The organism is Thaumasiovibrio clandestinus, from assembly GCF_047250365.1.
Taxonomy (GTDB): Bacteria; Pseudomonadota; Gammaproteobacteria; order Enterobacterales; family Vibrionaceae; genus Thaumasiovibrio.
The window spans coordinates 59,107-79,375 of sequence record NZ_JBLBVL010000014.1; the positions used below are offsets into that span (position 1 = coordinate 59,107).

18 protein-coding genes are annotated in these 20,269 nt (G+C 45.8%); 8 read left to right on the top strand and 10 right to left on the bottom strand.

Annotated features, from left to right (window positions below):
- Position 1 precedes the first annotated feature (1 nt).
- Positions 2-940 (bottom strand): hypothetical protein, encoded by a 939-nt coding sequence (locus ACKLNH_RS15885; protein WP_413113241.1) that lies wholly within the window; start codon positions 938-940, stop codon positions 2-4.
- Between the two features lie 267 nt (positions 941-1,207).
- Here ACKLNH_RS15885 and ACKLNH_RS15890 point away from each other — a divergent pair, with 267 nt between their 5' ends.
- The gene (locus ACKLNH_RS15890; protein ID WP_413113242.1) at positions 1,208-2,017 is read left to right on the top strand and encodes a tetrahydrofolate dehydrogenase/cyclohydrolase catalytic domain-containing protein; all 810 of its coding nucleotides are present in this window, start codon (positions 1,208-1,210) and stop codon (positions 2,015-2,017) included.
- A gap of 84 nt (positions 2,018-2,101) precedes the next feature.
- On the opposite strand, the gene ACKLNH_RS15895 is transcribed toward ACKLNH_RS15890, so the two are convergent.
- The 4 genes from ACKLNH_RS15895 to ACKLNH_RS15910 all read right to left on the bottom strand — a co-directional run bounded on the left by ACKLNH_RS15895 (position 2,102) and on the right by ACKLNH_RS15910 (position 6,483).
- The gene (locus ACKLNH_RS15895) at positions 2,102-3,421 is read right to left on the bottom strand and encodes an ATP-binding protein (RefSeq protein WP_413113243.1); all 1,320 of its coding nucleotides are present in this window, start codon (positions 3,419-3,421) and stop codon (positions 2,102-2,104) included.
- Between the two features lie 32 nt (positions 3,422-3,453).
- Positions 3,454-4,128 (bottom strand): response regulator, encoded by a 675-nt coding sequence (locus ACKLNH_RS15900; protein WP_413113244.1) that lies wholly within the window; start codon positions 4,126-4,128, stop codon positions 3,454-3,456.
- A gap of 184 nt (positions 4,129-4,312) precedes the next feature.
- A complete protein-coding gene (locus tag ACKLNH_RS15905) occupies positions 4,313-5,995 on the bottom strand; it encodes an aspartate:alanine antiporter (protein ID WP_413113245.1) in 1,683 nt (560 codons plus the stop codon).
- A gap of 221 nt (positions 5,996-6,216) precedes the next feature.
- Positions 6,217-6,483 (bottom strand): GrxA family glutaredoxin, encoded by a 267-nt coding sequence (locus ACKLNH_RS15910; RefSeq protein WP_413113246.1) that lies wholly within the window; start codon positions 6,481-6,483, stop codon positions 6,217-6,219.
- 245 nt (positions 6,484-6,728) lie between these two features.
- Here ACKLNH_RS15910 and ACKLNH_RS15915 point away from each other — a divergent pair, with 245 nt between their 5' ends.
- From ACKLNH_RS15915 to ACKLNH_RS15925, 3 genes are all read left to right on the top strand, one after another.
- Complete coding sequence (locus tag ACKLNH_RS15915) at positions 6,729-7,901, top strand: iron-containing alcohol dehydrogenase (RefSeq protein WP_413113270.1); 1,173 nt, start codon at positions 6,729-6,731, stop codon at positions 7,899-7,901.
- A gap of 36 nt (positions 7,902-7,937) precedes the next feature.
- Positions 7,938-8,663, top strand: a complete 726-nt coding sequence (gene nfsA / locus ACKLNH_RS15920; protein WP_413113247.1) for an oxygen-insensitive NADPH nitroreductase — start codon at positions 7,938-7,940, stop codon at positions 8,661-8,663.
- 62 nt (positions 8,664-8,725) lie between these two features.
- A complete protein-coding gene (locus ACKLNH_RS15925) occupies positions 8,726-9,745 on the top strand; it encodes a hypothetical protein (RefSeq protein WP_413113248.1) in 1,020 nt (339 codons plus the stop codon).
- Between the two features lie 36 nt (positions 9,746-9,781).
- On the opposite strand, the gene ACKLNH_RS15930 is transcribed toward ACKLNH_RS15925, so the two are convergent.
- The 5 genes from ACKLNH_RS15930 to ACKLNH_RS15950 all read right to left on the bottom strand — a co-directional run bounded on the left by ACKLNH_RS15930 (position 9,782) and on the right by ACKLNH_RS15950 (position 14,410).
- On the bottom strand, positions 9,782-10,687 hold the full coding sequence (locus ACKLNH_RS15930) for a DMT family transporter (protein WP_413113249.1): 906 nt from the start codon (positions 10,685-10,687) through the stop codon (positions 9,782-9,784).
- Between the two features lie 62 nt (positions 10,688-10,749).
- Positions 10,750-11,439 carry a 3-oxoacid CoA-transferase subunit B gene (locus tag ACKLNH_RS15935; protein WP_413113250.1) on the bottom strand — a complete coding sequence of 230 codons (690 nt, stop codon included), beginning with the start codon at positions 11,437-11,439 and terminating at the stop codon, positions 10,750-10,752.
- A gap of 3 nt (positions 11,440-11,442) precedes the next feature.
- On the bottom strand, positions 11,443-12,096 hold the full coding sequence (locus tag ACKLNH_RS15940) for a CoA transferase subunit A (protein WP_413113251.1): 654 nt from the start codon (positions 12,094-12,096) through the stop codon (positions 11,443-11,445).
- Between the two features lie 2 nt (positions 12,097-12,098).
- Positions 12,099-13,316: an acetyl-CoA C-acetyltransferase gene (locus tag ACKLNH_RS15945; protein ID WP_413113252.1), complete on the bottom strand. Its 1,218-nt coding sequence runs from the start codon at positions 13,314-13,316 to the stop codon at positions 12,099-12,101.
- A 203-nt stretch (positions 13,317-13,519) separates the two neighbouring features.
- Complete coding sequence (locus ACKLNH_RS15950; RefSeq protein ID WP_413113253.1) at positions 13,520-14,410, bottom strand: LysR family transcriptional regulator; 891 nt, start codon at positions 14,408-14,410, stop codon at positions 13,520-13,522.
- Positions 14,411-15,023: 613 nt separating this feature from the next.
- On the opposite strand from ACKLNH_RS15950, the gene iolE reads away from it, so the two are divergent.
- From iolE to iolC, 4 genes are all read left to right on the top strand, one after another.
- Positions 15,024-15,917 carry a myo-inosose-2 dehydratase gene (gene iolE / locus ACKLNH_RS15955; protein WP_413113254.1) on the top strand — a complete coding sequence of 298 codons (894 nt, stop codon included), beginning with the start codon at positions 15,024-15,026 and terminating at the stop codon, positions 15,915-15,917.
- Positions 15,918-16,021: 104 nt separating this feature from the next.
- On the top strand, positions 16,022-17,893 hold the full coding sequence (gene iolD, locus ACKLNH_RS15960) for a 3D-(3,5/4)-trihydroxycyclohexane-1,2-dione acylhydrolase (decyclizing) (protein ID WP_413113255.1): 1,872 nt from the start codon (positions 16,022-16,024) through the stop codon (positions 17,891-17,893).
- Between the two features lie 130 nt (positions 17,894-18,023).
- A complete protein-coding gene (locus ACKLNH_RS15965) occupies positions 18,024-19,199 on the top strand; it encodes a Gfo/Idh/MocA family protein (protein ID WP_413113256.1) in 1,176 nt (391 codons plus the stop codon).
- Positions 19,200-19,211: 12 nt separating this feature from the next.
- Positions 19,212-20,204, top strand: a complete 993-nt coding sequence (iolC, locus tag ACKLNH_RS15970) for a 5-dehydro-2-deoxygluconokinase (RefSeq protein WP_413113257.1) — start codon at positions 19,212-19,214, stop codon at positions 20,202-20,204.
- Positions 20,205-20,269: the final 65 nt, after the last annotated feature.

Sequence of the window (20,269 nt, forward strand, 5' to 3'; positions counted from 1 at the left end):
TTTATCGAGAGGCAAATTTCTCGCGAGGGAGTAAGCGTCCCCAAATGGCGATAACAATCAAGGCAAAAAATAATCTCGCCCATAAGATCGCGACGATGTCTGCGCCCAACAACAAAATTAGCAACGTGTCTTCAATCAGGCTATGGCACAGGCCGAGGAAGCTCATTACCAGCAAAGTATCACGCTTTGATATATGGCCTTGGCGCACTTCATCAATGAGCAGTCCTGCACCAAATGATAAGCCTAGCGTCGCGCCAATGATGGTGATATTGGCCGCTTCCTTGCCGAGCGTTAGGCCGCGCAATACTGGATAGAGAGCCTTGTGCATTAAGCGCTCAATTCCCAGCCAACGTAGAAATCGCAATAGGGTGATCAGTGCGCTGATGATAAGAAGAATGCTGAGTAACATTTGCAGCTGTTCGGTTAACCAACTAAAGAGCGTTGGTGTTGGCTGTATCTCCGGTTGCCATAGTAAGCTTAATGTTTGTTGCTGCCACCCTGTCATGGAGTAATAACCATTAAGCAATGCACCCAGTGCCAATGCGCCGCCAACTCGAACCATTAACGTGATGCGCCATGAGATGCCGGTGGCTTTTGCCACCGCGCCCTCAACAGGCAGGGCATGGCCGATTAAAATCATACTACCGAGAATGGAAACATCAGCGACAGTTAGTACTTCGCTGGCAGCTATCGTATAAAAAACCACCATAGCAGTATAGATGTTGGTGAGTAATGCAACGGCCCAAACGAGCCCCAGTGCTTCAGGTAAACCAACAAGGGCCATGAGGGGGGATAATAAGATGCCAAGCCACTCCGTCGCGCCAAGCATATCCAGTAATTTGACGACAACGGTTGCGGGTAGGAGAATTTTCATCAAGCCTAAGTATACACGAGCGATGTCAGATCCTAGTTGATGAGCAGTCTGTTTGAACGGTAGCATTTAGTACTCAGTAAGTGACGGTGGTTAATGTGTGCATTGTAAAGATAAGTGGGCGTTTTTCTAGCCGCGATGGTACTTATTTTAATTCGCGAGACAAGGCTATTTCATGATAGGCTATTTGCACTTAGTGCACTGTGTGTAGGATGAAAGAAGGATGTTCACTAACTGCATTCATGTCGCACTTATCACAACGACAATGAAACAGACGTCGAAGTCGTAGGACTAACAACTGCGATGAAGCGTCATTAAGACGAAGACGGAACTTAGATGAAATCTGTAATCAATTCTTTATACGAATCAACCTTGGCAAACCTGAAAGCGAAAGTCGATGCCGAGCAATTGCCAGTCGAGTTGACGATTGTCACGGTTGGTGATGATCCTGCCAGTAAGGTCTATGTGCGAAATAAAAAACGTTTGTTTGATGCATTAGATTTACCTTGTCATCACTTAACATTGGATGAAGCAACCACGACTCAGATGGATTTGGATAAGCTAGCAGAAACTACCTCTCATCCTATTTTATTTCAATTGCCTTTGCCTAATGGCTTGGAAGCACCTGATCTTCCATCGGTGATTGATGTTGACGGTTTTGGCTCAGAAACCTTGGGGAAACTGGTACTGGGAAGCAATATTGTATTGCCATGTACAGTACAGGCTGTGATTGACATTATTGCACAACATTATGGTGAGAATGGCTTTGCTGGCCGCAAAGTGGCCGTGATTGGACGCAGTAATATTGTCGGTAAACCATTAGCGATTGAACTGATTAATCGCCAATGTACCGTGTCGAGCTTTAATAGCCGCTCTGATTTGGTGGCCGTTGACTGGCATCAGTTTGATGTTGTTGTTGTGGCAACGGGACTTCACGGTACATTGCAAAGTGACCAGTTTAAGCAAGGTCAGTTAGTGATTGATGTGGGTATTAATCGTGTGAATGACAAGTTGGTTGGTGACATTAAACATGTTGAAGGCCACCTTGCAGACGCGGCAATTACACCAGTTCCTGGTGGTGTGGGGCGTCTAACTTGCCTACATGTGCTTGGTAATGCAATAAAACTGATTGCTGCTCGTCAGTAGTGAGTCGCACAGTGAAAAAAAGCCTGCTTAATCGCAGGCTTTTTTATTTGCACGTGGTTTTGAAGCTTTAGAAAGACGGCAAGATCAATAGTTGGTTATTGGAATGGTTATGACGAAAGCAGCCCCTTCAATATCGGCTTCTTCTACCCAGATATCGCCTTGATAGATAGAGATAATTTCGTGGCAGACTGCCAATCCGATGCCCTGCCCAGGGTTTAATTGATCAGCTCGTACTCCTCGCTGGAAGATATTCTCACGATGTTCTTCTTTAACACCAGGGCCATCATCTTCTATTCGAATTGTAATATATGTTGCACCTTTGTGTGCATGAATCCTTACTTCGGAAAGTGCAAAGCGATACGCGTTCTCGAGTAGGTTGCCAAATAGCTCTAACACATCGTTGTGATTCATTGGCAACTGTATGTCGCTGTTGTAGTCGTGAAAAAGCGAGATCTGCTTATCGTGGTACACTTTGCTCAACATACGTTCGAGGCTCGCCGTGACGTCCGCTAACGGTGTGCTTTCTTTAACAAGCCCCTGATGACCCAACATGGCACGCTTTAATTGATATTGAATAAGCTCGTCCATCTGACTAATTTGCTCGTTAATCTTGTTGTGCAGCTCTATTTGTGTCAGTGCACTATCATCAATAAAGGCGTGAATGGCGGCGATGCGACTTTTTAAGCTGTGAGCTAAATCGTCCATGGCATGACGATAGCGTTCACCTTGATCTTGGCTTAAATAGATCAATCGGTTCAGTGCTTCTGTTACAGAGGTTAGCTCGATGGGGTAGTTGGCTTTAAGGTCCTTTTGCTTACCGTCAGAAATATCGTCCAATTCATCTGCTAGTTGTTCCAATGGCTTAAAACTCCAGTGAAAGGCCAGCGATAGGGCGAGAATGGACAAAGTAATAAAACCGAACACGGCCAGTAAGGAGTTACGTTCCACTGCGGTGCGTTGTTCAACGAAGTCCGTTGCTAAACGAATAACGATAAAGCGAGTCTGATTGTTCGCATTATCGTTAGAGTGAGGGGCTGTGGCGATATACGTTAAAAAAACGCGGTTATTCTCATCTTCAATTATGCCAAACCCATCACTTAAACTCTGTGTGTTTTTACAAATGGGGGTTGGGTCATCATTTGTTCGAATTTGTGAGACCCAGAGTAGATTGTCACCTTCACATATCGCAGAAGTGTAGTTAACTTGTTCTATCTCAGCGAGGCTATTAAGCCAGTTGTCCATACCTGGGAACAAGTCGGACTGGTGCATTTGTGCAATAAATACAGGGGTTTGATTGATCAAATCTTGTGAAAAAGCATTAATGTGGCTCTGGCGAAATAGCTGATAGACCACACCAGCCATCGCAGACGAAATCACCACAAGAATGACCACAGTGGTGATCATCACTCGGCGCCTTAGCGTTGGCTTTGGGGAGATCATTGGGTTGCTAGCTCAAAAATATACCCTTGTCCTCGAATTGTAGAGATAGGGTTGGCGATATCGTGCTTGGCAAACTTTTTACGTAATCGGCTGACCATGACTTCAATGGTATTAGGGTCACCCTCTTGATCTTCGTATAATACATCGAGCAAACGCTGTTTAGAGACAACCTGACAACTATGACGCATGAGGTATTCAAGCAAATCATATTCAAATGCCGTCAGCTCCATGGGTTGCTCAGCAATGGTAACGCTCTTAGCGAGTAGATCAACCTTGATCTTGTCAGCGATGATTTCTGGTTTTACAAAACCTGAACTGCGGCGAACCAGGGCGTTTAAACGGGCAACAATCTCTTCTTTTTGAAAGGGTTTAACCAGATAGTCGTCGGCGCCAGCATCAAGGCCTTGCACTTTATCCTGCCAATTTGAACGAGCGGTAAGAATTAGAATTGGTATGCGGATACCTTTCTCTCTAATCTTCTTAATTAAAGAGATCCCATCTAAGTCCGGCAGACCTAAATCGATAATGGCGATATCGTTAGGGTAGTTTTCTGCAAAAAAAAGCCCCTCATGCGCGGTAGGGGCACATTGGACTTGATTGCCAATATGGCTAAGTTGGGTTTTTAGGTGATGGCTCAAGATCGTATCATCTTCAACAATTAGAATTCGCATAGTGTCCTTCATTCATCGTCATATTCAGTAATGTAATATTATTGTATAGGGTCTCTTAACCTTGGCTGAAAACCTGAACAAAAATTTACTAATAATATATATTATCGCTGAATTATATGTGAATTACATCTAATCAACCGCGCCCCTTATTAAGGGGCGGTGATGAGTGAACGAGGAGTGCGTATTAGCTAAAAATGATCATCATGGTACCAGCAATGGTTAGCAAAACGTTGGCAATCGCGTAGGTACCTGCATACCCTAAAGCTGGGATATTACTGCGAGCATGCTCGTTGATCATATCCATCGCGGGGGCACAGGTTCGGGCTCCAACAATAGCACCAAAGAGTAAAGCGCGATTCATTTTTAAGATATAGGCACCAACGAGGTAAGCCAGAACCACAGGAATAACGCTAATAATGATGCTAGCGATAATCAACTGCGCGCCAAGATCAGCAAATGCATCAAGAATATTACTGCCTGCGCTTAAACCGATCCCCGCCATAAAGACCATCAGACCGAAATCCTTACTCATGTTTAATGCGCCCTGTGGGACGTAACCAAACGTAGGATGATTCGCTCGTAAGAAGCCGAGAGTGATACCTGAGAGCAGCAACCCGGCGGCATTACCTAAACCAAAGGTGACTTGACCAAAAGTAAAGGTGATTAAACCAAAAAGCATACCGAGAATAAAAAAGGAGCAGAAGGCCAGTAAGTCAGCGATTTGGCTATGAATAGAGATAAAGCCAATGCGCTCAGCGAGTCCCATAACGCGGCTTCTTTCACCACTGACCTGCAGAATATCTCCTTTCGCGAGGAGAATATTCTGTTCGACGGGCATTTCAATTTGAGCACGAACCACGCGATTAAGAAAGCAACCATATTCTGCGAGATTAAGTTCAGATAAACGCTTGCCTGCTACGCTATCATTTTTAACCACAATCTCTTCCTCAACGACGCGCAAGTCGAGTAAGTCACGATCAAATACTTCTTTGCCGTGGCGAAAGCTAGGGTCGAGACGGGCGTGGCTGTCGGGATAGCCCACCAAAGCAATTTCATCGCCTTGTTGTAAGATGGCATCTCCATCGGGATTCGCCAATATGCCGTTGCGGCGAATGCGTTCGATATAACAGCCGGTTTGACGATAAATTCCCAACTCTCGTAAGTTTCTTCCGTCAAGCCACTCGATAAGCTCAGGACCGACACGATAGGCACGAATGATAGGCAGATAAACTTTACGTTGTGCCACTTCGCCAATGCCGCGTTCTTGCGCGATTTGTAGCGCAGAGTCTTTTAAGTTGTGCTTTTGTAACTTTGGCATTAATTTCGCGAAAGCGATTAAGCTGACTAAACCGAAAAGATACGCCAATGCGTAGCCAACACTGACATTGTCAATCAATTGGCTGATAACTTGTGGGTCATCATATGAACTAAGCCCGCTGTTCAATGCATCTTTCGCTCCTACCAGTACAGGCGTTGCGGTAAGAGAGCCAGCCATCATGCCAGTTGCAATGCCTAAATCAATATCAAATTGCTTTGCCAATATATGAGTGAGTAAGATAGCAGACAGCAGCACAACGAGGGTAAGCAATAAATAATGTTTACCATCACGGAAAAAGATCCCGAAAAAGTTTGGACCCGCTTCGATACCCACACAAAAAATAAACAGCATAAAGCCGATATGAAGTGCATCTGCGTCAAAGGTGAAGCCGGACGACCCCAACAATAAGGCAGCGAGGAGTACACCGATAGAGTTGCCAAGTTGAATGCTGCCAATACGTATTTTGCCTATTGCTAACCCAATAGCAAGGACAACAAAAAGAAGTAATATGTTGTTTTGATGTAGTAATGAGACGACGTCGATGTTCACTGAGCGACTATTCCAAGTGGGGAGAAGAATCAGCCGATAGTGTAATTCAAACCCTACGTTTGATCAGCATTTAAAGTAGGTTATTCGTTTGAAAAAAACTTATCGGGCAATCTGATTTTAGTAATCATTAAAAACGACAAAAATAAGGGAAAATAAAAAAGAAAGCAGCTGGTAAGAGCTGCTTTCGTGATGGTGTCTTTTAGACTTCAGTGATGTTGAACTTATGCTTGGTATAGACCAAGGTTTTCTTTGGCATAGGCTTCAAATTCGGTGCAGCCGCCGACATGCTCTTGATCGATGAAGATTTGTGGCACTGTTTGCACGGGTTTACCAACCGTTTTTTCTAGGTCAGCTTTTGAAATGCCTTCCGCGTGAATATCAACATAGCGGTAGTTGAAATCGTCTCTGCTCCCTTTTAACTCTTCTGCAATGTCTTTTGCTCTAACACAGAAAGGGCATCCAGGGCGTCCAAAAATCACTACTAACATGGTATCTCTCCTTAAGTGGCTATGTTGTAACTATGCCTGAATCATATTCTCTCGTGAAGTAAAAAAGAACACTTACTTCAATAGGTGCTACCTATCAAATAGGGTTAGTCTTAAAAGTGATTTGAACGAGCTCAAGTTAATGAGGTATAAAATTTAAATAATTGACAACACTTGAGTTACATCAATATGGTTGCCACACGACTCATTCACCCTGCTAGTAATCAAGTGGCATTAGGGAGCTTATGATGTTTCAGTTTATGACTTCAAATAAAGTGATATTTGGTGAAGGCGCATTAAGCCAATCTCTGTCTATGTTAGGTCGCTATGGGTACAGCGTATTGTTAGTCACAGGCAAAGGAGGAGAGCGCGCCGAGCCATTGATTAACTACATGAAGCAGCAAGGCATGCGCTATCAACAAGTTGCGGTGTGGGGAGAGCCTGTTATTGCCATGGTTGAAGAGTTAGCAGCGATGGGGCGTCGTTTTGCTCCCGATATGGTGGTGGCCGTAGGGGGCGGCAGTGTGATGGATGTGGGCAAAACACTGGCAGCGATCATTCCTAACCAGGGGAGTGTGTATGACTATTTGGAAGTTATCGGGCGCAACCTGCCATTTAAGAATGCGCCATTGCCTTGTATTGCCGTGCCAACCAACGCAGGAACAGGTTCCGAGGTTACTCGTAACGCTGTGCTTAAATCGGCACAGGAAAATATAAAAGTAAATATCCGTGATGAGTCACTCCTACCTGATGTCGCGATTATAGATCCAACGTTAACTTACGGGATGGGACGTGCACTGTCTGCCCGTAGCGGTTTAGATGCTTATACCCATTTAATGGAAGTTTATGTGTGTAACGCACCCAATCCATTCTCCGACATGGTGTGCGAGGAGGGGCTGCGCAAGCTTAGTGGTGCGATATTTTTAGCCTGTGAGGATGATGATTTTAGAGCGCGAGCTGACATGGCGTTTGCCAGTATGTTGGGCGGAATGGCGAGAAGCAATGCAAGTCTTGGCGCTGCGCACGGCCTCTCTGCTGCATTAGGAGGGCGCTTATCCGCACCGCATGGCACAATCACTGCACGTCTCGCGCCGTTTGTCATGGCAGAGAATATTGCGGTGGCTAAACAGATGGGGCGTAATGACGTGCTCAATCGGTATCGTCGTTTAGCGGTATTGTTAACCGACAATATGCAAGCTAAGCCACAAGATGCAATTGAGTGGACGAATAATGCATTAAATCGATTACAAATACCGTCGTTACAAATGTATGGGTTAGCGTATGATATGTTTGACGGGATTGCTGAGGACGCATTACGTTCTACAGCGATTAAGGGCAATCCGCTCCCTCTTACAAATGAGCGATTAATACACATCTTAGAGCAGGTATCGCAGGCGACTTTGATGCCTGATCCTGTTTAATTGCGACTGATAACCGATACAAAAATGGATAACTATATGACCAATAGCACCACTGAAACGTTGCTTTCTCACCGTTCTATTCGTGCCTTTAAGGATAAAGCGATTGATGAGTCAATGCTTACAACTATTCTTGAATGTGGACGGGCAGCGTCAACATCGAGTTTTATTCAGTGTGTGAGTATCATACGGGTCACCGATCCTCTCAAGCGCCAGCAATTGGCAGAGTATGCAGGTGGGCAAGCATATGTTGCCAATTGCGCAGAATTTTTGGTTTTTTGTGCAGATTTTCATCGCCACACGCAAATTGTCCCGGACGCCGAGCTGGGGTTTACTGAGCAAACACTTATTGGTGCAGTAGATGGGGCGTTAGTTGCACAAAATTGTTTAACCGCTGCGGAATCATTTGGACTTGGTGGGGTCTACATTGGAGGTATACGCAATGCTCCCGATTTGGTAAGTGAAACATTGGCCCTGCCTTGCCATGTTATCCCATTATTTGGGCTCTGTTTGGGATACCCCGCGGAGAATCCGGGGCAGAAACCACGTTTACCCTTATCACTGATGGTGCACGAAAATCAGTATCAGCCTATGAATAGTGAAGTGTTAGAACAGTATGATCGGGACGTTGCCAGTTATTATATAGAGAGGACCAAAGGGGCTAAGCAACACTCTTGGTCAGAACAGATGCAAAATACGCTGTCAAAAGAAGCACGACCGTTCATGAAAGCATTTATATTATCAAAAGGCTTTAGTACTCGTTGATTTAGTATTAAAATCAGTCGCTTTTTGACTCACATCACGTTTTAACCCGTTTAGGTATATGAATGAAGTTTTTCTGTCGGGCAGTATTATTTGTTGCTATCTCTATCTCTCTTACTGCTTGTCAGTCAACGCCAAAGCCAGTTAACGATGAGCTGTTGGTTGAAAAGTCACAACTAGCTGCTGACACTTACCAATTATGGTCAATAAAGTTAGAACAAGTTGAGGAGCTGGCACGTTATTCACCGAACACTTATGCATCAATAAATACGTTATGGCAACGTATTGAGACCAATTATCGAGAATTTAGTGACCGTCCCGAACGTATGTCGGCGACCTCTTTGTTTGGCTCTGACACCTATTATGATCGCTTTGCACAAGACATAAAAGACGTCGAGCGTTTGTATAATGATTTAATTGAGACTCAGCAACAGGCTGATGTTGCATTGCGTTTGTCGACCGAACATTTGAACTATCTCGATAGTATTTCAGCACGGGACTACTATCGTAGTGAGTATGACAGGTTGGCGCGGATGTATGACCGTTTGTTTGTCATCTTTGATGAGCAAGGCAGAGGACGTGCTGAATTGCAGCAGAAAGAGTTTCTGTTGCGCGCTAATACACTTGAAGTGAAAACCATCAAGCGGGTCCATATTACTCCGTTAGAGAATATTTCGCGTGAGTTGCGCCGTAAAGATGCACGGAATTTGGTTCCTGAGAGCTTTGAGTTGGTTGATTTGGCATTAATCAAGGCGAAAGGGATCATTGATGTCACGCCGAGAGACTTCGATGCGATTGATGCGAGTGTTGCAGAGATAAATTTTCAGTTATCGCATAGTGAGAATATGCTTAAAGCAGTGCAAGCGTTACGGGCTCTGAGTCGTGACCATTATGAACGTTATATTCTCGATACCGAAGAACACTTGCTTGCTATTTCGCGCGCCTTGTCTGAGGCCGACTACAGAGATAGGCCACTTAATGTTCAGTTTGAAGAAGTGCTCAATGTCGTTGAAGACCAAGCCGATGAGTTGAGTACACTACGCAAAGAAAACGCGTTGCTTCGTTCGCTATTGAAAGAAGAGTAGCCTTGAAACTGGCAAGACTACATTAATGTTCTGAGGTTACTTTATCGCGTCATATTCCTGCACGGCCATTTTGTTGCAGTGAGAATATGGCGTTCTACTTTGTAAAATGCCTGCAATAATGATGGCTCCGCCTCCAATAAGCTGAAGTGGGGTGAGAGCCTCCGCAAAAAATACCCACCCTAAAGAAGCTGCCACAATAGGTTCAAGATAAGAGATGGTTGCGAATGTGGCAGTTGGTAATCGATTGATCGCATAAATAGCTAAAGCGATACCAAGAAACCCCGGAAAAAGTCCAGCGAGAAACATCCATCCCCATTGTGGTGTGGAAAGCGTGAACCCCGCAGCTAAAGCAAATGGCGCAACACATAAAGTTCCAATTAGGAATTGCCAACTTGCTTTGGGTAATTCAGGGTAACTTTTAGGGATGATGCGATTAAAAATTAGGAATGTGGTGTAACAGAACAGTGAAAGTAGCGCATAGCTCATTCCGGTGATGCTCAGTGATAGTGCCTCTTGGTTTTCTCCTGCGACGACTACGAGAGAAAATCCCGCCAAGACCAGCAAGAGTAACCTAAATGAGCGTGAACTTAGGGGTTCGTTAAAGAAGAAATGCGCGATCAATGTTGAAAGTGCCGGTGCCAAATAGATGGTCATAATAGCGATCAACATGGTGGTGTGGTTCATTGCTTCAATATAAAAGATCATGAATCCCGCTAAGGCCACGCCACTCAGAAGCACATAAGGGTGTGGTCGTTTTAGGCATTGGCGCCGATGGCTTGGAAAAAGAACGGCGAGGTTGATAAGCAGTACGCTAAAGCCAAGTCTAAAAAAGGTGACTGTTGCGGACTCCAGGCCGGAAAAGCGGGAAATAGTGCCAATGGTGCCCATAAAAATGGCGGCAAATGCAGCGGCGATAAGAAGAGTTAGATGGTGGCGGGGCATTTGGCCTCTTTAAGTTGAAAAGTGCAGAAAGAGGCCAATGTACCCTATTATGGTATTGATATTCAACGCTGCATATCGACTGGCAGCGGCATGGTTTTAAGTGTTGATGAGATGCTCAATGGTGCATCGGTTGCCGCGATGACATCATCAATACTAAAGTAAGGCGACAGCTCGATAAGCTGCATGCCTTGAGGACCAATTTCAATAACCCCCATCTCTGTAATGATTAAATTCACCTGATTGGTTGCAGTGAGTGGTAGTGTGCAGTGGTCGAGCAGTTTTGCCTTTCCTTTGACCGTATGCTCCATCGCCACAATCACTTTTTTGGCTCCAACGACCAAGTCCATTGCTCCACCCATGCCGGGTACCATCTTGCCAGGAATGATCCAATTGGCTAGGTTGCCTTGTTTGTCGACTTGTAGCGCCCCAAGAACACTAACGTCGACATGTCCGCCGCGAATAATAGTAAAAGAGTCGGCACTATTAAAAGAGGATGCCCCGCTTACAGCAGTAATCGGTTGACCACCGGCATTCACAAGGTTGGGATTGATGTCATCACCATCGGCTAGGGCTTCAATACCGAGCAGACCATTTTCTGATTGAAACCATACTTCAATATCATTACTGATTTCATTGGCCACTAGTGAAGGGAGTCCAATCCCAAGGTTGACTACATCGCCATCCTTGAGTTCGAGGGCGACGCGGCTAGCAATAAGGTGACGGGTGGTTGGTTTATCGAGTGGTTGTGTCATCGTTTATTTCTCCACGGCATAAATATGGTCTACGAACAGGCCGGGTGTATGAACAGCTTCTGGTGCAATAGTTCCTGTTTCAACCAGTTGGGTTGCTTCAACAATCACGGTATCTGCTGCGGTAGCCATCAGGGGATTGAAGTTTTGTGTGGTGCCGTGATAAACCGTGTTACCTTTACTGTCGACAACAGAGCCCCTAATGAGGGCAAGATCTGCATGGAGAGGTTTTTCGAGCAGATAGTCTTTACCATCAATCGTAATGATCTGTTTGCCTTCAGCAATCGTGGTGCCCAATCCTGTAGGAGTAAGCACGCCCCCGAGTCCAGCTCCCGCTGCGCGGATTTTCTCTGCGAGAGAGCCTTGAGGTACGAGGGTGACATCTAGCTCATCGTTACACATTTGTCGCCCTGTTTCTGGGTTGGTACCTATGTGTGAGGCATACAGTTTAGTAATGCGCTTAGCACTGATTAGGCGCCCAGAGCCCGTCGTTTCGGTACCTGTGTCTGTGGAGATTAGAGTGATATTTTTAATCCCACTTTCTAACACAATATCAATAAGGTGTTCCGGTGCACCGTTGGCCATAAAACCGCCAATCATAATGGTCATTCCATCACTTAGTTTGGCCAGTATTGCTTGCTTATCGAGTTGTTTTTTCATTGTTATGCTCCTAGCTGACAACGCTGCAAGATAATCGCTGTGCCCATACCACCACCGACACAGAGAGAGGCAAGCCCGGTACTTTTATCCTCACGCAATAGTTGGTGAATAAGGGTGGTGATAATGCGATTACCTGAAGCCCCAAGAGGATGGCCTAACGCAATCGCTCCGCCACAGATGTTGGTTCGTTCAATTAATGTGTTTTCGTCAATGCAGTGCTGCTCGGCTAACTGCTTACGCACCCCAATAGCCTGCGCAGCAAACGCTTCATTGAGTTCTAAGCGTTCAATCTGTTGAAGTGACATATTGGCTTTATCTAGGGCATTGGCGATCGCAGGAACAGGCCCTAAGCCCATGATCTCCGGAGCGATGCCAGCTTGTGCAACTGCAACGATTTCTACAAGAGGGGTTAAGTTGTGACGCTTAATCGCAGCCGATGAGGCTAGCAGTAAAGCAGATGCGCCATCATTGATCCCAGATGCATTGCCTGCGGTGACCGTGCCATCAGATTTAAACGCGGGACGTAAAGCTTGCAGGCTATTTAATGTGGTGTCTATTTTTAGGTATTCATCTTGCTCCACCGTATATTGCTTTCGTCGGTGAGTGACGGTAACGGGGGCTATTTCAGCATCAAAGAAGCCACTTTCTTGTGCAGCAACTGCTTTTTGTTGGCTGTAAAGGGCGAATTGGTCTTGTTCGTCACGAGAAATATTAAGGGCTGTTGCAATGTTTTCGGCAGTAATGCCCATTGGGTATTGGTGGAACGCATCGGTGAGACCGTCTTTAAAAATACTGTCTTCTAACTGTTGATGCCCCATTCTTACCCCACTTCGCATTTGATAAGATGAAAGAAATGGTGCTTGCGACATGCTTTCCATGCCTGCGGCAACAACAATATCTGCGCAGCCACTAATAATATGGCTATACGCGTCCATCACTGTTTTCATGCCACTGCCACAGATCATATTTAGCGTATACGCTGGTACGCTGTTGGGAATGCCAGCTTTGATTGCAGCCTGACGTCCCGGCCCCATGCCAATACCCGCGCTAAGCACGTTGCCCACGATAACCTCATCAATCAGTTCGGGGTCAACTTTCGCGGCTTCAATGGCGCTTTTTATCGCTGTTGCTCCCAGAACATCGGCGCTAACTGGAGAGAGTGCGCCGTTAAAACTGCCGATCGGGGTTCGCTTTGCAGCGACAATATATACTGATCTCATGCTTAATCCCTTCTGGTTAACTTATTTGAAATCAGTGTATGAGTGATAGCTTCGCGAGTGTTATAGCTATATTGGCAAAGCGGCTTTGCATATTTGCAATATAACTAATCCCTTGTTTATCAATGCGTTATTTTGTGGCGGTGCTATTTCTTTTTATTAGCATCTGGATTAAAACTGATTGCAGGTGTGTTTTGGCCATGATGTTACAACGGCGACTCTAACAAGTAAGCTTTAAAGTGATTGGCGACGGCCGAGGCTTTATGGGCAGGTTGGTAGTATAAGTTTAAGCTCCATATGCTGGTATCGAAACTCTCAAAGAGGGAGATTAATTGATTGTTGGCGATTTTATCTTCAACAATGAAGCGGGGTAGATAACCAATGCCAGCGCCGCTCATGACGCCTTGTAGCAAGAGATCACTGTCATTAACCTCAATCGACTTGGGAATTTTCACCATTTGTGTCTCAAGATCTTTGGAATAAATCCAATCGTTGCTACCTGTTAGGGTCGAGGCATATAAACATCGATGTTGACTCAGCGCTGTTGGTGAGGTTGGCGTGCCATGTTCTTGCAGGTATTTAGCGGCTGAAACGGTGACGAAAGGGCATTGCAATAATTCACGACGGACGAGGTGTAGGTCTTTTTCTTGGTAACCTTGATAACTTGCATTGGCACTGATCATTAGATCGCTTTCTCCGGCAAGATCTAACGCCCATGGAGTGACAGTAATATTAAAGGTGACTTCTGGTTGTCGTCGAATATATTGGCTAATTTTCTCCATCAAATAGTGGTTAGCATACACCGGGGTGCAGGCAATGTTGATATGTCCTTTGTCGTGGTCTTGAAAATCTAGCAATGAGCGTTGAAGGTTCTCCGCGCTATCGACAAGCGGCGAGAACTCTTCAAATAGTTTTTGTCCGGCAGGCGTTGGCGTTAGTAAGCGATTGGTTCGTCTTAGCAGCGTCATGCCAAACTTTGTTTCAAGCTCTTGTAGCCAGCGACTGCCTGCAGAGACAGAAATTGAGAACTGTCTTGCCGCGGCGGAAATAGATCCACTACGAATGACATAAACGAAAAACGCCATTTTATCTAGCATTGCAAAATTGCCCTGTAAACGTATTAGTCGATCTTATGCTGATTGGATAATTTAACGTTTAGATGCTTATAAATCAGTGACCGAGTTAGAAAACTCCCAATTTAATCTCCACTTAACGAGTCGACTTTCCTCGCTCTGTTGCTGGGCTATAGGCGTGAAAAGTCCAGATTTTAGTCTGTTTGTAGTTGCTAGTTTGTATGTTTACACAGGTTAAGCGCCATGCATTAGTATGAGTGAAAAATAATTTTCATTTGTCAGCGTGGGTTAAGACGACCTAAACATCATTCAAATTTCTATTTCTTGCTTTTCAGTTAGTGTTAATTGTTAACTAAGTCAAGTTTTGGAAAATTTTTTTCATTTCGATGTTTTGCTGTAAGTTACTGATTAATAGTATTATTGGCATTGCGTGATCTAAGTCATTAATTTGTCTTAGACCGCATGCATCCTCGCTTTTTTCATCTGCACCCGTTTCTAGTTGGTCCATTTTCAGGAGTGAAAAATTATTTTCACTGTCGGATTTTGACGTTATATTGATACCCACTGAACATTACGCGTAATTGATATACCTCTTTTGAGTCTGTTGCGTTGAATATAACTTAATTGGAGTTTTGCTATGACTAACGTGAAATATGGTATCAGCCCTTTGACGTGGACTAACGATGATATGCCTGAGCTAGGCGGAGATATCCCATTAGAAACCTGTTTAAGTGAAATGGCGGAGTCGGGTTTCACTGGCACAGAGTTAGGGACAAAGTATCCTCGTGAGCCAGAGGTCTTGATTCCACTATTAGATAAGCATGGCCTTGTATTGGCATCGGGTTGGTATAGCGGAAACTTGATGACCTTATCAGCGCAAGAAGAAATCGATGCAATGCAAACCCATATTAAGTTGCTAAAAGCGGCAGGCTGCAAAGCGATGGTATTTGGTGAGGTGAGCAATACGGTTCACGGTGACATTAATAAGCCCCTTTCTCAACGGGTAATTCTTACTATGGATGAGTGGAAGGCCTACTGTGAAAAGTTAACAACAGTGGCTGAGTACCTACTTAACGAGCATGACATTAAGCTCTCTTTCCATCACCACGTGGGCACTATCTGTGAAACAGAAGACGACATCAACTTAATGATGGAACTCACAGGCGATGCTGTTTACCTAACGCTAGACACTGGTCACATCACATACGGTGGCGGTAACCCTGTCACCATGATCAAGCGCTGGGGCCATCGTATCGGCCACATGCATTTTAAAGACCTACGTCTAGACGTGATGAAGGCCGCTCGTGATGCAGACAAATCATTCCTTAATGCAGTTCTTGATGGTGTATTTACCGTTCCTGGCACTGGCGATGTCGATTATGACGATGTATTCGCGGCACTTAAAGAGCGTGACTATAAAGGTTGGCTGCTGGTTGAAGCGGAGCAAGATCCTGCAAAAGCTCATCCACTGACATTCGCCAAAACGGCGTTTGAAAACATCAACGGCTACGCGAACAAATACGGCTTGTGATTAAAGACCCCGCTAGGGGGCCTCGCCCCCTTAAGTCTCCCGACTACACCATTGTGGGGTCGGAGTAGGGATACCCCATTGGGTACTGAATATCGAGGAAGACAATGAAAACGATACGACTGACAGTTGCTGAAGCATTTGCGAAATATCTTGCTGCCCAAATGATCGACATTGATGGAAAAAGGGAGCAATTATTTGGTGCTTCTTTTGCCATATTTGGCCATGGAAACGTCACCTGTTTTGGTCAGCAGCTGAAAAATATAGAGAACAAGATTCCCACATGGCGCGGGCAGAATGAACAAACAATGGCGTCAGCGGCAATAGCGTATGCAAAAGCAAATAAACGTCAGCGTATTGGTATTGCCTCTAGCTCAATTGGCCCAGGCGCTACAAATATGGTGACTGCTGCGGGGATCGCCCATACTAACCGACTCCCACTATTGTTAGTGAGCGGTGATGCCTACGCGAGCCGTCTCCCTGATCCGGTACTGCAGCAGCCAGAGAACTTTGAAGACCCGTCGGTGACTTGTAATGACGCGTTTAAACCACTAACGCGATACTGGGACAGATTAATTTCTCCTCCTCAATTGATTCACACCCTACCGCATGCCTTGGAAACCATGCTTGACCCTGAAACCTGTGGGCCTGCATTCATTGGTGTTCCACAAGATATGTGGGGGGTTGCTTATGATTACCCAGAAGTCTTCTTTGAAGAAAAAGTACACCGTATTCGCCGTCCAGAACCGGAAATGGTGGCATTAGAAGAAGCCAAAGAAGCCTTGTTGCAAGCAGAGCGTCCGTTGATTATTTCTGGTGGTGGTGTGCATTACTCGCTTGCCACCGATGAATTAGCCGCGTTTGCCAAACAGCATAATGTCCCTGTGGTAGAAACCATTGCTGGTCGTGCGACAATGTTACAAGACAACCCGCTAAACTGTGGCCCAATTGGTGTTACCGGATCTGATTCTGCGAACTATATGGCTGGGCATGCTGATGTTGTATTGGCGATCGGTACACGTTTACAAGATTTCACGACCGGCTCTTGGTCTGTATTCAAAAATGAAGACATGCGCTTAATTAGCATCAATGTGGGTAAGTTTGATGCCGTTAAACACCGCTCTTATCCCGTACTAGGAGATGCAAAAGTTTGTATGCAGAAGCTTTCTGCCTTACTTGGTAATTGGCGTAGTAGCGATGCTTGGTCTGACACCGCAAAGGCCCAAGCCGATGAATGGAAAGCGCTGATTCACAAACGCACCCATCCTCAACCCGGTGAACTTATCGATGGCCTAACGTCGTATGCGGAAGTGATTGGCAAAGTTAATCGCATGATGGAGCCGGGTGATACGGTTGTTACCGCTGCGGGCGGTATGCCAGCAGAACTGGCAATGAACTGGCAAAGCTACCAGATCGGCCATATCGATATTGAGTTTGGCTTCTCCTGTATGGGCTATGAGATAGCAGCTGGCTGGGGAGCTAAATTGGCTAATCCTGATCATGACGTGGTCGTTATGGTTGGAGATGGCTCCTACATGATGGCTAACTCAGACATCTATTCATCGGTATTAACCGGACAGAAGATGATTGTTGTCGTGTGTGATAACGGTGGTTTTGCGGTGATCAATAAACTGCAAAATAATACAGGTAACGAGTCGTTTAACAACTTGCTAGAAGATTGTCGCCGTCCTAATGGTGAACTGGCAAGGATTGATTTCGCAAAACATGCTGAAGCGCAAGGAGCTATTGCAGAGAAGCTCACCGCTGTCGACCAATTCGAGGATGCTTTTGTCCGCGCCAAAGAAGCGGATAGAACATACGTCATTGTTTTGGATGTCGATCCTGTCTCTCCTGCGGCATGGTCAAAATGTGACTGTTGGTGGGAAGTCGGTTTGCCTGAAATGGCGCGCAACGAAGAGACGGCGAAGAAAGTCGCTGATTGGGAAGAGGGTCGAGCCACACAGCGTCGCGGCGTATAAGCAATAACGAATTCTGAATATTTAGCAGTTTCTATTTATAAATTAATGCGTAGGCATTACGAGAAGCTTTGCGAGCTTTAGAGCTTGGCTTAGTTATCTGTGCTCGTGGTGCCTACCAAGGAGTTAAGCCATGTTTAATGAAGAAAGTCGTTTAGAACAACCAATCCGTTGGGCGATGGTCGGTGGTGGCCGTGGCAGCCAGATAGGGTATTCACACCGTAACGCAGCACTGCGTGATGGCTTGTTCAAGTTGGTCGCTGGTGCTTTCGACCTTGACCCTGCACGCTGTCGTGATTTTGGTGAAAACTTAGGCCTTGATGGCGACCGTTGCTACGCCAACTACCAAGAGATGTTTGCGCAAGAAGCACTGCGTGAAGATGGTATTCAAGCTGTGTCTATCGCGACACCAAACTCGACTCACTACGCCATTTGTAAAGCCGCGCTTGAAGCGAAGCTGCACGTGGTGTGTGAAAAGCCAATTACGTTTACCTCTGAAGAAGCTGAAGAGCTAAAAGAAATTGCGGCAAAAAATAACTGCGTAATCGGTGTGATGTACGGGTATAGCGGTTTCCCAATGGTTCAGCAGGCGCGTGAAATGGTTCAGCGTGGTGACCTTGGTGACATTCGCGTTATCAACATGCAGTTTGCTCATGGCTTTCACAACGAAGAGTACGAACTAAACGATCCAGGCCTTAAGTGGCGTGTAAGCCCAGAAGTCTCTGGCCCAACTTACGTATTGGGTGATATCGGTACTCACGCATTCTATTTGTGTGAAGTGATGACTGGCTTAGAAGTCAATCGTCTTGCGTGTATGCGGCAAAGCTTCATTCCATCGCGTGCACCGCTTGAAGATAACGCCCATGTAATGATGGAGTTCAAAGGTGGTGCCGTCGGTACGCTATGGGCTTCTGCAGTCAACTCTGGCTCTATGCACCAGCAGAAAATCCGTATCGTTGGCTCAAAAGCCTCTATCGAATGGTGGGATGAGCAACCAAACCAGCTTCGCTACGAAGTACAAGGTGAGCCATCTCGCCTACTAGAGCGTGGTATGGGCTATCTACATCAAGATGCGCCAGGGGTAGCAGCAAACCGGGTTGGTGGCGGTCACGCAGAAGGTTACTTTGAGTCTTGGGCAAACCTGTACCACCGCTTTGCATTAGCGTTTGATGCAGCCAATCGAGATGATCAGCAAGCACTGGCGGATATTTGGTTCCCGGGTATTGATGCTGGCATTGAAGGCGTACGCTTGTGTGAGAAATGTGTTGAGTCAGCAGATCAAAATGCGGCTTGGGTAGATTACGAATAATAGGAATGTACCATGACAAAGATTGCACTTCAGCAAGATCGCAAGCTGGATGCCATCGTGTTAGGGCGTGCGGGGGTAGATCTTTACGCCCGTGAATCAAACACGGATATGGCTGATATTTCAGGTTTCAACAAGTTCGTTGGCGGCTCGGCAGCCAACATCGCAGTAGCGGTAAGCAAACTTGGCGGTAAAGTCGGGTTTATAGGTTGTGTAGCGGATGATGCATTCGGCGGCTATGTGAAGCAGTACATGTCAGATCAGGGCATTAATCTTGACGGCATGATGACAGACGGATCAGGCTCGCGCACCTCAGTTGCGTTTACCGAGATGAAGCCAAGTGACTGTACGGTGTTGATTTATCGCAACAAAGCCTCTGACTTGACCATTAAGCCAGAGCAGGTCGACGCGGAGTACATCGCAAGCTCGAAAGTGCTAGTTGTAACTGGTACAGCGCTGTCTGAAAGCCCGAGCCGCGAAGCAACGCTGATTGCAATGGAGCATGCTCGTCGCAGCAATACGTTGGTGGTATTGGATGTTGATTACCGCCCATACTCATGGCGCACTGATATCGATGCTTCTATTTACTACGGAATCGCAGCGGGGTTATCCGATATTGTTATCGGTAACCGCGAAGAGTTCGACATGATGGAAACTGTGCTGGCACCGGGTAACAAGGATGACGAGGCAACGGCGGAGCGTTTCCTACGTGCCAATACCCAAGTCGTTGTTATTAAAGCGGGTGAATTCGGTTCGAAAGTGTACTGCCGTGATGGACATAAATTCCAGCAAGGTATTTTCCGCGTCGAGGTTCAAAAACCATTCGGCTCTGGCGATTCTTTTGCTGGTGGCTTGATTTGGGCATTGGTTAATGGTGGTGAATTAGAATTAGGTGTGAAATATGGCTCTGCCGCTGCAGCAATTAATGTGAGTGGAAATAGCTGTACAGAAGCAATGCCGACAAAAGAACAGCTACTCGATTTCATTGAGTGTCGAGAGCAAGGTTAAAAACGAAGATGGTCCATTTTACAAAAAGGACCATTCTTTAATTTTATTCGAACCCTTGTGCTTTT

Bases quoted from the DNA above. Each gene is read 5' to 3' on its own strand.
- ACKLNH_RS15885 (WP_413113241.1), bottom strand. From the start codon at position 940: ATGCTACCGTTCAAACAGACTGCTCATCAACTAGGATCTGACATCGCT.
- ACKLNH_RS15890 (WP_413113242.1), top strand. From the start codon at position 1,208: ATGAAATCTGTAATCAATTCTTTATACGAATCAACCTTGGCAAACCTG.
- ACKLNH_RS15895 (WP_413113243.1), bottom strand. From the start codon at position 3,421: ATGATCACCACTGTGGTCATTCTTGTGGTGATTTCGTCTGCGATGGCT.
- ACKLNH_RS15900 (WP_413113244.1), bottom strand. From the start codon at position 4,128: ATGCGAATTCTAATTGTTGAAGATGATACGATCTTGAGCCATCACCTA.
- ACKLNH_RS15910 (WP_413113246.1), bottom strand. From the start codon at position 6,483: ATGTTAGTAGTGATTTTTGGACGCCCTGGATGCCCTTTCTGTGTTAGA.
- ACKLNH_RS15915 (WP_413113270.1), top strand. From the start codon at position 6,729: ATGTTTCAGTTTATGACTTCAAATAAAGTGATATTTGGTGAAGGCGCA.
- nfsA (WP_413113247.1), top strand. From the start codon at position 7,938: ATGACCAATAGCACCACTGAAACGTTGCTTTCTCACCGTTCTATTCGT.
- ACKLNH_RS15925 (WP_413113248.1), top strand. From the start codon at position 8,726: ATGAAGTTTTTCTGTCGGGCAGTATTATTTGTTGCTATCTCTATCTCT.
- ACKLNH_RS15930 (WP_413113249.1), bottom strand. From the start codon at position 10,687: ATGCCCCGCCACCATCTAACTCTTCTTATCGCCGCTGCATTTGCCGCC.
- ACKLNH_RS15935 (WP_413113250.1), bottom strand. From the start codon at position 11,439: ATGACACAACCACTCGATAAACCAACCACCCGTCACCTTATTGCTAGC.
- ACKLNH_RS15940 (WP_413113251.1), bottom strand. From the start codon at position 12,096: ATGAAAAAACAACTCGATAAGCAAGCAATACTGGCCAAACTAAGTGAT.
- ACKLNH_RS15945 (WP_413113252.1), bottom strand. From the start codon at position 13,316: ATGAGATCAGTATATATTGTCGCTGCAAAGCGAACCCCGATCGGCAGT.
- ACKLNH_RS15950 (WP_413113253.1), bottom strand. From the start codon at position 14,410: ATGCTAGATAAAATGGCGTTTTTCGTTTATGTCATTCGTAGTGGATCT.
- iolE (WP_413113254.1), top strand. From the start codon at position 15,024: ATGACTAACGTGAAATATGGTATCAGCCCTTTGACGTGGACTAACGAT.
- iolD (WP_413113255.1), top strand. From the start codon at position 16,022: ATGAAAACGATACGACTGACAGTTGCTGAAGCATTTGCGAAATATCTT.
- ACKLNH_RS15965 (WP_413113256.1), top strand. From the start codon at position 18,024: ATGTTTAATGAAGAAAGTCGTTTAGAACAACCAATCCGTTGGGCGATG.
- iolC (WP_413113257.1), top strand. From the start codon at position 19,212: ATGACAAAGATTGCACTTCAGCAAGATCGCAAGCTGGATGCCATCGTG.